The 12967-nt window shown below is 74.2% G+C and carries 12 protein-coding genes; 9 read left to right on the top strand and 3 right to left on the bottom strand.

Annotated features, from left to right (window positions below; translation table 11 throughout):
* Positions 1 to 310 precede the first annotated feature (310 nt).
* Positions 311 to 1600: an ABC transporter substrate-binding protein gene (locus tag IH44_RS0104470; RefSeq protein ID WP_051816550.1), complete on the bottom strand. Its 1290-nt coding sequence runs from the start codon at positions 1598 to 1600 to the stop codon at positions 311 to 313.
* A gap of 296 nt (positions 1601 to 1896) precedes the next feature.
* Here IH44_RS0104470 and IH44_RS0104465 point away from each other — a divergent pair, with 296 nt between their 5' ends.
* The 8 genes from IH44_RS0104465 to IH44_RS46210 all read left to right on the top strand — a co-directional run bounded on the left by IH44_RS0104465 (position 1897) and on the right by IH44_RS46210 (position 9185).
* Positions 1897 to 2334, top strand: coding sequence for a hypothetical protein (locus IH44_RS0104465; protein WP_232794820.1), 438 nt, complete (start codon positions 1897 to 1899; stop codon positions 2332 to 2334).
* 115 nt (positions 2335 to 2449) lie between these two features.
* The gene (purU, locus tag IH44_RS0104460; RefSeq protein ID WP_030458067.1) at positions 2450 to 3313 is read left to right on the top strand and encodes a formyltetrahydrofolate deformylase; all 864 of its coding nucleotides are present in this window, start codon (positions 2450 to 2452) and stop codon (positions 3311 to 3313) included.
* Positions 3314 to 3701: 388 nt separating this feature from the next.
* Positions 3702 to 4172 carry an anti-sigma regulatory factor gene (locus IH44_RS0104455; protein WP_035953921.1) on the top strand — a complete coding sequence of 157 codons (471 nt, stop codon included), beginning with the start codon at positions 3702 to 3704 and terminating at the stop codon, positions 4170 to 4172.
* A 380-nt stretch (positions 4173 to 4552) separates the two neighbouring features.
* On the top strand, positions 4553 to 5821 hold the full coding sequence (locus IH44_RS0104450) for an MFS transporter (RefSeq protein ID WP_030458065.1): 1269 nt from the start codon (positions 4553 to 4555) through the stop codon (positions 5819 to 5821).
* 84 nt (positions 5822 to 5905) lie between these two features.
* The gene (locus IH44_RS0104445) at positions 5906 to 7228 is read left to right on the top strand and encodes an MFS transporter (protein WP_030458064.1); all 1323 of its coding nucleotides are present in this window, start codon (positions 5906 to 5908) and stop codon (positions 7226 to 7228) included.
* Between the two features lie 9 nt (positions 7229 to 7237).
* Entirely contained in the window at positions 7238 to 7756 is a 519-nt protein-coding gene (locus IH44_RS0104440; protein WP_030458063.1) for a GNAT family N-acetyltransferase, read from the top strand.
* Between the two features lie 83 nt (positions 7757 to 7839).
* Positions 7840 to 8169 carry a DUF4229 domain-containing protein gene (locus tag IH44_RS47125; protein WP_035953918.1) on the top strand — a complete coding sequence of 110 codons (330 nt, stop codon included), beginning with the start codon at positions 7840 to 7842 and terminating at the stop codon, positions 8167 to 8169.
* Positions 8170 to 8174: 5 nt separating this feature from the next.
* Positions 8175 to 9185, top strand: coding sequence for a LacI family DNA-binding transcriptional regulator (locus IH44_RS46210; RefSeq protein ID WP_051816549.1), 1011 nt, complete (start codon positions 8175 to 8177; stop codon positions 9183 to 9185).
* An 87-nt stretch (positions 9186 to 9272) separates the two neighbouring features.
* On the opposite strand, the gene IH44_RS0104425 is transcribed toward IH44_RS46210, so the two are convergent.
* A complete protein-coding gene (locus IH44_RS0104425) occupies positions 9273 to 9707 on the bottom strand; it encodes a GNAT family N-acetyltransferase (protein WP_030458060.1) in 435 nt (144 codons plus the stop codon).
* Between the two features lie 67 nt (positions 9708 to 9774).
* The gene (locus tag IH44_RS0104420; protein WP_030458059.1) at positions 9775 to 10977 is read right to left on the bottom strand and encodes an MFS transporter; all 1203 of its coding nucleotides are present in this window, start codon (positions 10975 to 10977) and stop codon (positions 9775 to 9777) included.
* A 420-nt stretch (positions 10978 to 11397) separates the two neighbouring features.
* On the opposite strand from IH44_RS0104420, the gene IH44_RS0104415 reads away from it, so the two are divergent.
* Entirely contained in the window at positions 11398 to 12732 is a 1335-nt protein-coding gene (locus IH44_RS0104415) for a dicarboxylate/amino acid:cation symporter (RefSeq protein ID WP_030458058.1), read from the top strand.
* Positions 12733 to 12967 lie beyond the last annotated feature (235 nt).

The raw sequence follows: 12967 nt of genomic DNA, 5'->3' as shown, positions 1-12967 counted from the left end.
CGCGGGGAACTGCGCGCAGCGGGAGTCGCACGTCGGTGCGGTCGCGGGATAGTGCAACGCATTGTCCTGCGAGGCGATCTGGCTGTGGGTGCTCGGTTGGCCGCGCAGTTCCCCGCGCCCCTGCTTTCGCAGGGTCTGGCGCAGCAGTTTCCCGCCCCTGCTTTCGCAAGGTCTGGCGCGGCAGTTCTTCCCCGCGGTCCCGCTTGCGCAGGGCCTGGCGCGGCAGTTCTCCCCGCGCCCGTGGTTTCGCAGGGTCTGGCGCGGCGGTTCTTCCCGCGCCCCTGCTTTCGCAGGGTCTGGCCCCTGCGGGTTAGGCCGGGGGTGTGTCGCCGGTGAGGACCCAGCGGACGTCGGTGAAGCCTTGGTGCTGTTCGGTGAGGCGGCCGTTCTGGACGCGTTGGAAGGTCACCGAGGTGTTGACCAGGCGGGGGGAGTCGGCGCTGGGGAGCATGTTGGCGATGCCCCAGCCGAGGGGCGGGGTGGTGCCGGCGGTGTCGATGGGGTCGCCGCTGTCGAGGATCACCTGGAGGGCCTTGGGGGTGATCGGCTTGCTGCGGTCGATCCGGCCGGCGGCCTGGCGGAGCACCTGGTAGGCGACCCAGGTGGTCTGCACGCCGGGGTCGGAGACGTCGATGGTGGCGCCGTTGCCGTAGCTGCGGGCGGTGGTGCGCAGGGCGTCCCAGACGGGGGAGGACTCGGCGGGGAACCAGCCGGTGGCGTACGCGCCGCGCAGCGGGCCGTTGTCGCCGCCGGTGGAGTCGACCACGGACTGCTGGAAGGAGCCGATGACGGAGGCGAGTTGGGTGTTCTTCGGGTTGGCGCGGCGGTACGGGTCGAGCAGGTTGGCGGTGGGTTCGGCGCCGAGGGCGGAGAGCAGGCAGTTGCCGGTCCGGTCGTCGCCGATGGCCCGGCGGGCCTCCTGCGAGTAGTCGTTGGACTTCTCGGGGGCCTTGATGTCGACGACCTTGATCCCGGTCTGCTTGACGGCGCCACCGAGGTAGTTGACCAGGGCGTCGCCGGCCCGGGTGTCGGGGCGGATCAGGGCGATCTGCTTGCAGCCGGCCTCGACCAGCTGGCGTCCGCTGCCCGCGACCAGGGCGGGCAGGCCGCCGTTGACCGGGTAGGAGAGCGGGCTGCTGAACTCGGGGCCGGAGAGGCCGTAGCCGCCGATGAAGGGGATGCCGGCCTGTTCGAGGATCGGCATGAAGTTGCTGCCGTACTGGCTGGCGGAGCCGACCACGGCCACCGCGTGGGCGTTGACGGCCTGGCTGGCGCAGGCGGTGGCGCCGTCGGTGGTGTCGTGCTCGTTGCAGGTCAGGATCCGGACCTTGCGGCCGGCCAGGCCGTCGTGGTCGTTGAGTTCGCGGCCGATGGCCTCGGCGAGGGCGGTCATGCCGGGGCGGTCGGCGGCGCCGGTGCCGGACGGGGCCCAGGTCATCACGGTGACGTCCTTGCCGGCGGCGTCGGCGGCGGCGGGCCCTCCGCAGGCGGCGGCGGAGAGCAGGGCGGGCAGCAGCGCGGCCGAGGCCGCGAGGGCGGCGGTGGCGCGGCGGCGTCCGCTGACGGCGGGGGGCGGCTGGGGGGTTCCGTTCCGCGTCATGGCGCTCTCTTCCTCCTGGACGTGCTGCTGCGGGCTGTCCCGTGCTCCGTTGCGCAGGCTCGGCGGATCAAGGGTGGTGGCCACCGGGCACGCCGAGAGGGACGTGATGTGAACGGATCGCCAACGGGGGAGTAACACGGAGCGCCACCGGTGCGTGACGCGTGTAGAGGGAGGGGTGTGGAGCGGGCGGGGCCGGGAACGTACGATCGACTCCCGTGTCAGACAGCATGGATTCCGCGTACCGGTCTGCCCGAAGCACTTCTCGAACGGGCGGCCGCTCCAGCACGATGGGCGGCATGCCCCTGAGCGATCTGCCCTGGTGGCGTTGGCGGGCCCGGATCCGCTCGGCGCTGCACATGTTCTCCGACCCCGGTTTCCAGCGGGCGGCCTGGCTGGACGGCCCCGGCGGGTACGGCGACCTCACCGACGCCGTGTACCGGCTGGTGGAGGACAGCTGGCTGGACCGCTGGTCGGCGGAGAAGTACGTCGGCTCGGTGTTCCGGGACTCCGCGGAGGCGGTCGCGGTGGACGGCGCGGTGCTGCGGGTGCTGCGGATCGTGCACCAGGTCGGCGCGGACGCCCCGGCCGCCGCGTACCTGGGCCACCCGGACTGGCCGGAGGCGGTGCGGGCGGCCCGCGAGGCGCACTACCGGCTGGCGGTGGCCGACGGTGACGACCCGGACCTGCCGCCCTGCTCGCCGGCGGAGCTGGCGCGGCTGACCGCGCGCGGCTGACCGGCGGCGCCGGGGGAGTCTCGGGTGGCGGTCGGCGGCTCCGCGGCGGGGCGATCTGTGCCAGGCTGGGCCGTTGCCGTCCACCCACCCGAGCCGAGAAACGGGGCCCCGCACGATGGAAGAGACCGTCCGCTCCCAGTACGTCCTGACGCTGTCCTGTCCCGACAAGCAGGGCATCGTGCACGCGGTCTCCAGCTACCTGTTCATGACGGGCTGCAACATCATCGACAGCCAGCAGTTCGGCGACGGCGGCACCGGCCTGTTCTTCATGCGGGTGCACTTCTCGGCCGAGCAGCCGGTGACCGCGGAGAAGCTCCGGGCGAGCTTCGCGGCGGTCGGCGCCTCGTTCCGGATGGAGTGGCAGATCCACGAGTCCGCGGAGCGGATGCGGGTGCTGCTGATGGTCTCCAAGTTCGGGCACTGCCTGAACGACCTGCTGTTCCGCACCCGGATCGGGGCGCTGCCGGTGGAGATCGCCGGCGTGGTCTCCAACCACACCGACTTCCGCGAGCTGACCGAGTCGTACGGCATCCCGTTCCACCACCTGCCGGTGACCAAGGACACCAAGGCGGACGCCGAGCAGAAGCTGCTCGACCTGGTCGCCGAGCAGCGGATCGACCTGGTGGTGCTGGCCCGCTACATGCAGGTGCTCTCGGACGACCTGTGCAAGGCGCTGTCCGGGCGGGTCATCAACATCCACCACTCCTTCCTGCCGAGCTTCAAGGGCGCCAAGCCGTACCACCAGGCGCACGCCCGGGGCGTGAAGCTGATCGGCGCCACCGCGCACTACGTCACCGCGGACTTGGACGAGGGACCGATCATCGAGCAGGAGGTCGCCCGGGTCACCCACGACGTCACCCCCGAGCAGCTGGTGGCGCTCGGCCGGGACGTCGAGTGCCAGGCGCTGGCCCGCGCGGTGAAGTGGCACAGCGAGCGCCGGGTGCTGCTGAACGGCACCCGCACGGTGGTGTTCGCCTGACGGCGGGCCCGCCTGACGCCCGTTCAGCACCCTTCCCCCGTACGGGGCCCGGACGTTCGAGGCCCGTCGGACATTTGTAGGAAGGGTGGTTCGCCCGTGGCGGGACGGTGCCGGGGCGCCCCCGGCGGTACGGTCGGGGGTACCCGCGAGGGCGGTGCCGCCGACCGGTCGTGCGAACCCCGGCAGGGTGAGCGGGACAGTATGCACCGAGCCGTCCCCCGAACGCTGGAATATGCCCGAAGCTCTTGCTGCGACCCGGTCGCGGAATCATTCTGGGGCGTATTCGTGTCGATGCCATGGGCAGTCCCGGTCGGTGACCTCCGCTCCGTGCGGCCGACCGGACCGGCGGGATCAAGCGGGCCGAATACCTAGTGCGGGTGGTGGAACGGTGCAGGTACTCCAGGTACAGCTGGCGGTCCAGGCGGACCCGGCGGAGGTGTCACGGGCCAGGCGGTGGGTCCGCGACCGGCTGCGGGCCGGCGGGATCGACCAGGACTCCCCGGTGGCCGAGACCCTGGTGCTGGTGGTCTCCGAACTGGTCACCAACGCGGTGGTGCACACCGGCCACCCGGCGGTGCTCAGACTGCTGCTGCCGGTCGGCCCCGCCGCCGCGCCCGCGCCGGCCGTCCGGGTGGAGGTCGCCGACGCCAGCCGCACCGCCCCCGCGCCGCGGCACGCCGGGGCCGACGAGGACGCCACCAACGGCCGCGGCCTGGAGCTGGTCGAGCTGCTCTGCGAGCGCTGGGGCTGGTACCCGGACGGCTCCGGCAAGCGGGTGTGGTGCGAGATCGGCGGCCCGGACGGGACGCCCTGCGCGGCGGCCGCGCAGCCGGCGGCCCCGGTGGCCTCGGCCCGCTGAGCGGGGACGGCCCCGGCGCCGTGCGCCGGTTGCGCGCGGCCCACGCCTCGGACAACCCCGTCTGAATTTCGGACAACCCATTGACGTGACGTATCCGACTGATCACTCTTGGGTGCGGCGCCCGTTGCGAGGGGACGCCGAGGGAGACCGGGCGGTGCCGACACTCAGGGGGTCGTTGGCCGACCCCGTCCGGAACCTCGGCGAAATCGGGCCGCCCGGGCGTCACGGCTTCAGGGCCCGGACGCCGACCGCACGGCGGTCCGCCGTGCCGTGCTCGGGGTGCGCACGGCGGGCCGCCGTGCGGTCACCCGGCGCGCAGACGCCGCATCGTGACCCGAAATCACTGGAAACCGGCAGTGGTCTACACCAAAACTGTCCAGGTGACCGCACCCGAACTACACGCCGCCCCCACCCCGCAGGTCAGCGCAGTGAAACCGCCCGCGATCTGGTCGGGCAACTTCCGCCTCTACTTCACCGCCCGCTCGGCCGGGCTGCTGAGCGACGCGATGCTCCCCGTCGCCGTCTCGGCCGGCCTGATCGCCGCCCACCACTCGACCTCCACGGTCGGGTTCGCCATGGCCTTCCTGCTCGGCCCGTTCGCCGGACTGGTGCTGTTCGGCGGCGTGCTGGCCGACCGGTTCACCGCCCGGCGGCTGATGATCTTCGCCGACCTGCTCAACCTCACCACCCGGGTCCTGCTCGCGCTGCTCTTCTTCCGCGGCGTCGACCAGCTCTGGCAGCTCTACCTGCTGCTCGCCCTGGCCGGGACCGCCGCCGCGATGTTCCAGCCCGGCGCGGCCTCCACCGTCCCGCTGGTCTCCACCGACGTGCAGGGCGCCAACGGCGTGCTGCGGATCTCCGAGGCGCTCACCACCCTGGTCGGCCCGCCGCTGGCCGGCCTGCTGGCCGCCGCCTCCACCGGCTGGGTGATGGTGATCGCCGCCGTGATGTACGCGATCAGCGCCTGCTGCCTGCTCGCGCTGCGGCTCGGCCCGGTCCCCGCCCCGCCGCCCGGCGACAGCCTGTGGCGCAACCTGGTCGGCGGCTGGCACGAGTTCTGGTCCCGCAGCTGGATGTGGGGCGTCATCCTGATCTGGATGGCCTTCACCGTGCTCTCCTGGGGCCCGCTCGGCCCGGTGGTGGCCGGCCAGGTCATCGCGCGCGAGGGCGGCACCGTCTACGGCCTGATCAACGGCATGTTCGGCGCGGGCACCGTGATCGGCGGCCTGCTGGCGATCCGGGTCAAGCCGGCCCGCCCGCTCGCGGCCGGCGCGGTGGCTCTGTTCACCTTCGCCGTCCAGCAGTTCGCGTTCGCCGCCGGACTGCCCTGGCCGCTGCTCGGCACCGCCCAACTGGTCTCCGGCATCGGCATCAGCTTCTGGGGCGTCATGTGGGCCACCAGCGTGCAGACCCAGGTGCCCGGCGAGGTGCTCAACCGGATCCACGCGTACGAAGTGGCGGGCTCCGTCTGCATGTTCCCGATCGGCTCCGCGCTGGCCGGGCCCGCCGTCGAGGCCCTGGGCGCGACCCGGGTGTACCTGATCGGCGGCGTCGTCACCCTGGCCGTCGCCGCGACGCTGCTGCTCAGCCCGCCGATCCGCGGCCTGCGCCGGGTGCCCGACGGCGGGGCGGTGGCCTCCGGGCACTGAACGGCCGCCCGCTGTCAGGAATTCGGGCATTCGTGGCAGCCGGAGCCGTCGTGGCGGCGGGGCCGGACCGGGAGACTCGGACGGGTGAAGGAACTGGAACTCACCCCCGCCCCCGCCGCCGACCGCGGCGGGGACCCGCCCCGCCCCCGCCGCACCCCCCGGGTCCACTACGGCTGGATCGTGGTCGCCGTCTCGCTGGTCGTGCTGATCGGCTCGGCCGGGTTCCGCTCCACGCCCAGCCTGATGATGGACGCCCTGCACGACGAGTTCGGCTGGTCCCGCGCCACCATCTCCAGCGCCGTCTCGGTCAACCTCGCCCTCTACGGCCTCACCGCGCCGTTCGCCGCCGCCCTGATGGACCGCTTCGGCGTCCGGCTGGTGGTGGTCTGCGCGCTGCTGACCATCTCCACCGGCGCCGGGCTCACCATGCTGATGACCCACCCCTGGCAGCTGATCCTGTGCTGGGGCGTGCTGGTCGGCCTCGGCAGCGGCTCGATGGCCGGGGCCTTCGCCACCACCATCTCCGGCCGCTGGTTCGAGGCCCGGCAGGGCCTGGTCACCGGCGTCCTCACCGCGGCCGGCGCGGCCGGGAACCTGGTCTTCATGCCGGTGCTCGCCGCGCTCGTCGAGCGGCACGGCTGGCGGACGGCCGTCGTGGTGGTCTCGCTCTGCGCCACCGCGGTGGCCGTCCCCGTCCTGCTGCTGATGCGCGAACACCCGTCCGACGTCGGGCAGTTGCCCTACGGCGCGACCTCGGCCCCGCCGCCGCCGGCCACCGACGGGTCGGCGGTCGCCCGCTCGCTGCGGGTGCTGCGCGGGGCGCTGCGGGTGCGGGCGTTCTGGCTGCTGGCCGGCTCCTTCGCCATCTGCGGGGCCACCACCGTCGGCTTGGTCGGCACCCACTTCATCCCGGCCGCCCACGACCACGGCATGCCGGTCACCACCGGCGCCTCGCTGCTCGCCCTGATCGGCGTCTTCGACGTCGCCGGGACGATAGCCAGCGGCTGGTTCACCGACCGCTTCGAGCCGGTCCGGCTGCTGGTTGTCTACTACGCGCTGCGCGGGCTCTCGCTGGCCTGCCTGCCCGCCCTGTTCGGCGAGAGCCTGCGGCCGCCGATCCTGGCCTTCGTCATCTTCTACGGCCTCGACTGGGTGGCCACCGTCCCGCCCACCGTCGCGCTCTGCCGCCGCCACTTCGGCCCGGACGCCCCGATCGTCTTCGGCTGGGTGCTGGCCGCCCACCAGGTCGGCGCCGCCGCGGTGGCCGGCCTGGCGGGGCTGGCCCGCGACAGCTTCGGCGACTACGACAGCACCTGGTACGCGGCGGGCGCGCTGTGCGCGGTGGCGGTGGGCTGCTGCCTGGCGCTGCGCCGAGCGGGCACGGGGGGTGTGGGCGCGCCCGTCTAGGCTGGCCGCATGACCTTGCGATTCGTGCTGGACCCGGACCCGACGCCCGCGTTGCGCGAGGAGATCACGGCGCTGTGGACGGACGTGTCCAACGCCGGGGGCGCGGTGGGGTTCGTGCCGCCGGTGGCGGCGGCGCAGGTCCGGCCGGTCGCGGAGCGGCAGTTCGGGGCGCTGGGGCCGGACCGGCTGCTGGTCGGCTACGAGCCGGGCGGACGGGTCGCCGCGGTGGTGTTCTTCGAGGACATGCGCTTCGACCTGATGGACCACTGGCGGATGCTGAAGCGGGTGATGGTGCACCCCGACTTCCAGGGCCGCGGCTACGGCGCGCAGCTGCTGGCGGAGGCGGAGCGGGTGGCCCGGGAGTGGGGGCTGGCCGGGCTGCGGCTGACGCTGCGCGGCGGGCACGGGCTGGAGAAGTTCTACGGGCGCAGCGGGTACCAGGAGGTGGGCCGGGTGCCGGGGGCGATCCGGGTGGCCCCCGGGGACGACCGGGACGACGTGACGATGTGGCTCGACCTGCGCGCCTGAGCGGTGTGAGGTCGTGCTTCACTGGGAGGGCCATTACCCCCGCGCGCCCCGCGGCGCGACCCGGCAGCGAAGGACGAACCCCGGTGAGCAGCAAGAACCACGCCACGCTCCGCTACACCTCCCTGCGGGTGAGCATCTTCCTGGCCTGCCTGCTGGTCGCCCTGCTGCTGGGCCACTTCAAGGTGATCCCGGTGGTCGGCGCGATGGGCGTGCTGCTGCTGTTCGTGCTGGCCGCGGTGGCTTCGTCGGCGGTCAGCTACGTGGTGCTGAGCAAGCAGCGCGACGAGATGTCGGCGCAGATCGCGGCCCGGATCGAGTCCCGCAAGTCCCGGGCGGTGGCGCGGGACGCGGCCGAGGACGCGGCGGACGACGCGGCCCGGGCGGCCGCGTCCCGGCAGGCGCAGGCCGGCTGACGGCGTTGGCGGAGCGCCCGCCCGGCGAGGGCGCGCGCCGCCGACCGACCGGCCGTGACGTGGCCCGGCTGGCGGGGGTGTCGCAGGCGACGGTCTCGCTGGTGTTCTCCGGCAGCGCCGGGCACCGGGTCTCGGCGGCGACCAGCGAGCGGATCCACGCCGCGGCCCGGGAGTTGGGCTACCGCCCGCAGGCGGCCGGCCGGCAGTTGCGGCTGGGGCGCAGCGGGATGGTGCTGCTGGCGGTGCCGAACCTGCTGGGGCCGTTCTTCGGCCGGGTGCTGACCGGCGTGCACGAGGAGGCGGCCCGGCACGGGCTGGCCGTGGTGGTCTCCAGCGGCTGGGACGCGGCGGTGCTGGCCGAGGCGGCCGCGGCCGGGCGGTTCGACGGGCTGCTGGTCTGCTCGCCGGACGACAGACAGCTGGGCCCGCTGCCCGCGGACACCGCGGCGGTGTTCCTGGACGCCGACCCGGCGGCCCACCCGGGCCGCCCGACGCTGGAGCTGGACCTGGCGGCGGGCATGCGGGCGGCGGTCGACCACCTGGCGGGGCTGGGGCACCGGCGGATCGGCTACCTGCGCTCGGTGCACTCGGCGCACACCTTCCGGGTCCGGCAGGCGGCGTTCGCGGCGGCCTCGGCGCGGCTGGAGGTGCGGGAGCTGGCGGTCAGCCTGAACGAGGGCAGCCGGGAGGCGGAGCGGGCGGCCCGGGAGCTGCTGGACGGGCCGGGACGGCCGCGCGCGGTGGTGTGCGACGACGACGTGGTGGCGTCCGGGCTGTACCGGGCGGCGGGGCAGCTGGGGCTGCGGATCCCGCAGGACCTGTCGGTGGTCGGGATGGACAACATCCCGGTGGCGGAGCTGCTCAGCCCGCCGCTGACCACGGTGGACCTGCCGGGCGAGGAGCTGGGCCGGGCCGGGCTGGCCGCGCTGGTGTCCCTGCTGGAGGGCGAACTGCCGCCGCCGGCGGGCCCGTTGGCGACCACGCTGGTGGTGCGCGGGTCCACCGCGGCGGCCTGAGCGGGGGCCGGGCGGCGGCCGGGTCGGCGGCCCGAGCGGGGGCCGGAGCGGAGGCCGGGTCGGCGGCCCGGCGCTCCGGCGGCGGGGCTACTGCTCGCCGAGGATCATCCACTTCTCCGGCACCGCCATCGGCGCGAAGCCGACCTTGGCGTACACCTCGTGCGCGTCCCGGGTGGCGAGCACCAGGCGGCGCAGGCCGCGGTCGGCGAGCTCGTCGCGGACGGCGGCGGCCAGCGCGGTGCCCAGGCCCCGGCCGCGGGCCTCGGGGGCGATGTAGACGTCGCACAGCCAGGCGAAGGTGGCGTGGTCGGTGACCACCCGGGCGTAGCCGACCTGGGTGCCCGAAGCGTCCTCGTACAGGCCGAAGTTGAGCGAGTTGTCGATGGCCCGCTCCTGCTTGTCGCGGGGGCGGCCGAGCGCCCAGTAGGCGTCCTCGGAGAGCCAGCGGTGCACGGCCTCCCGGTCGAGGCGGGCGGGGTCGGTGGAGAGGCTGTGGCCGGCGGGCAGCTGGTGACTCGTCATGCCGCGCATCCAAGCAGGGCGGCGCGGATCGGGCGAGCGGTTTGCGGCCGGGTCCGGGTCCGGGCGTTCAGACCAGGGCGGGGGCGGGGGCCGGGGCGTCGGCGGGGCGCAGCCGGGTGCGGGTGGCGAGCAGCAGCAGGCCGCCGAGGGTGATGCCGCCGACCGAGCACAGGGCGACGGCGTGCAGCGAGGTGTCGACCAGGGCGCCGGAGACCGCGTAGCCGGCCGCGTTGCCGGTGGCGAACAGGGTGACCAGCCAGGCGAACGCCTCGGTGACGGTGCCGGTCGGGGCGAGCTCGGCGACCAGCACGAACGCGGCGGCCAGCAGCGGGGCCAGGCCCAGGCCGGAGACGAAGGCCAGCGCGGCCATCGCCCAGGGGCCGGGCAGGAGCAGCAGCGGCAGGTAGCAGGCGGCCATGCCGAGGGCGAGCACCCAGGTGCGGGTCGCGGTCCCGGCCCGCCAGCGGGCGGTGCCGTAGGCCAGCGCGCCGAGCAGTCCGGCCAGCGCGGCCAGCGCGAGCAGCGTCCCGGCGCCGCCGGGCAGGCCGCCGGGGTGCTGCTCGGCGTACGCGATGAACAGCACGTTCTGCGCGCCGACCGCCCAGCCGGCGCCGGCCAGGCCGAGCAGCAGCAGGACCAGTCCGGGGGAGCGCAGCGGGCCGAGCAGTCCGGCGGAGGCCGCGCGCGGCGGGGCCTGCCAGGCCCGGGCGGGCGCGGACCCGGCCACCACCAGGGCGCCGAGCAGGCCGAGCACGGCGGCCGTCCAGAGCGCGGCGGTGGGGGAGAGGGCGCCGGCGATCCCGGCGACGGCGAGCGGTCCGGCGACGTACAGCACCTGCTGGGAGGCGGAGTCGAAGGCGTAGGCGGTGTCGAGCTGTTCGGGTTCGACGACGTCGGGCCACAGCGAGCGCAGGCAGGGTTCCAGCGGGGGCATGCAGAGTCCGGCGACCGCGGCGCCGAGCGGGGCGGCCAGGGCGGAGCCGGGGGCGAGGGCGAGCAGCGCGTAGCCGGTGCCGGCCAGGGCGGCGGAGGCGAGCAGGACGCGGGGCTGCCCGGTGAGGTCGACCAGCCGGCCGAGGACGGGCCCGCCGACGGCGGCGGCGATCGCGTATGCGGCGGTGGCCAGGCCGATCCGGCTGTAGGGGGCGCCGGCCTCGCGCAGGGCGAGCGCGATCACCAGGGCGGTCATGCCGGCGGGGAGCCGGCCGAGCAGGGTGCCGAGCAGCAGCCGGGTGACGTGCGGGGCGCGGAGCAGGGCGGTGTAGCCCATGGGTGTCCTTCCGGCGGCGTGGTGTCCCTTCAAGTTATACGTATAACCGGAAAGGCGTCAAAGCTGCCTGGTCAGGCTGACGGCCCATCAGGAAAGGGTGGTTCGGTAACGATCTCAAACAAGTACTTTGAACATCTCAAAGGTTTGTTGCTAGTGTGCCGGTCATGACCACCGCAGACGCCGCGCGCCAGGCCGGGACGAGCACCTCGCTCGTGCCGTGCTGCCCGCGTCTGCCCGGTGCCGTGGACGGCCCGCGCCGCTGTCGCTCCGGCGGCTGTATGCGGGCGGCACGCCACTCCTGACGCCACCGACCCCGTCGGTCCCCCCGGGTCTCCCCGCCCGGCCCCCGCGTCCGTCGTGCCGCCGCCTCCGCCCCACCCCTCCTCCCCCCGCTCCACCAGCCCCCGGAGACGCACACCCATGTCCACCGCGCCCGCGCCCACCCTGCTGGGACGCCTCCGCCGCACCCCCTTCTGGGTCCAGATCGTCGGCGGCCTCGTCCTCGGCCTGCTGCTCGGCTGGATCGCCCGCGCCGGCGACGTCAGCTGGCTGACCACCACCCTGGACACCATCGGCAAGACCTTCGTCCAGCTGCTCAAGCTGGCCGTCCCGCCGCTGGTCTTCACCGCGATCATCGTCTCGGTCGCCAACCTGCGGAACGTCACCAACGCCGCCCGGCTCGCCGTCCGCACCCTGTTCTGGTTCCTCGCCACCTCGCTGATCGCGGTGGCCGTCGGCCTCGGCCTCGGCCTGCTCACCGACCCCGGCAAGGGCGCCAACCTCTCCACCGCCGGGGTCAAGGGCGTGGAGAAGGGCGGCACCTGGGTCGACTTCCTGACCGGCATCATCCCGACCAACATCGCCGACGCCTTCCTCAAGGTGAACGTCCTGCAGATCGTCTTCCTCGGCGTGGTCGTCGGCGCGGCCGTCCTCAAGCTCGGCGAGAAGGCCGAGCCGGTCCGCAAGATCTCCGAGGCCGTCCTCGAACTCGTCCAGACCGCCCTGTGGTGGGTCATCCGGCTCGCCCCGCTCGGCACCCTCGGCCTGATCGGCAAGTCCGTCGCCGTCTACGGCTGGGACCTGCTCAAGCCCTTCTCCACCCTCACCGTCGACGTCTACGTCGGCTGCGCGATCGTCCTGTTCGGCGTCTACTCGCTGCTGCTGCGCTTCGTCGGCGGCCTCAACCCGCTGAACTTCTTCAAGGGCGCCTGGCCCGCGATCCAGCTCGCCTTCGTCTCCCGCTCCTCGGTCGGCACCCTGCCGGTCACCCGCCGGGTCACCGAGCGCCTGGGCGTCCCGTCCGAGTACGCCTCGTTCGCCGTGCCGTTCGGCGCCACCACCAAGATGGACGGCTGCGCCGCGATCTACCCGTCGCTCGCCGCGATCTTCGTCGCCCAGGTGTACGGCATCGACCTCGGCATCAAGGACTACCTGCTGATCGCCTTCGTCTCGGTGATCGGCTCCGCGGCCACCGCCGGCCTCACCGGCGCGATCGTGATGCTCACCCTGACCCTCTCCACCCTGGGCCTCCCGCTGGAGGGCGTCGGCCTGCTGCTGGCGATCGACCCGATCCTCGACATGATGCGCACCGCCACCAACGTGGCCGGTCAGGTCGTCGTCCCGATCCTGGTCTCCGCCCGCGAGAAGACCCTCGACCTCGCCGCCTACAACGCCCCCACCGGCGACCTCCTCGCCGAGGACCGCCCGGCCACCGTCCCGGCCCCCCGGACCACCGACGAGCCCGTCGCCGCCTGACCCCCGGCCCGCTCTCCGCTCACACGAAGGCCCGCACCCCGGGAGGGTGGCGGGCCTTCGCCGTGCGCTCAGCCCCGGAACTCGTGCCGGATGCCGCACCGTCGGTACCGGGGTCAGCCGGGCGGCCGGTGCGGCGGGAGCCGGTCAGCGGCGGGCGTGGCGGATCTTGAGGCGGCCGAAGCCCGGGGTGCCGGTGATGCGGATGGTGGGGCCGGGGGTGGGGGAGGGGGTGCGC

This window comes from Kitasatospora sp. NRRL B-11411 (assembly GCF_000721345.1).
Taxonomy (GTDB): Bacteria; Actinomycetota; Actinomycetes; order Streptomycetales; family Streptomycetaceae; genus Kitasatospora; species Kitasatospora cineracea.
Note: the sequence above shows the minus strand (reverse complement) of the source record. Positions and strands in the feature narration are given on the sequence as shown.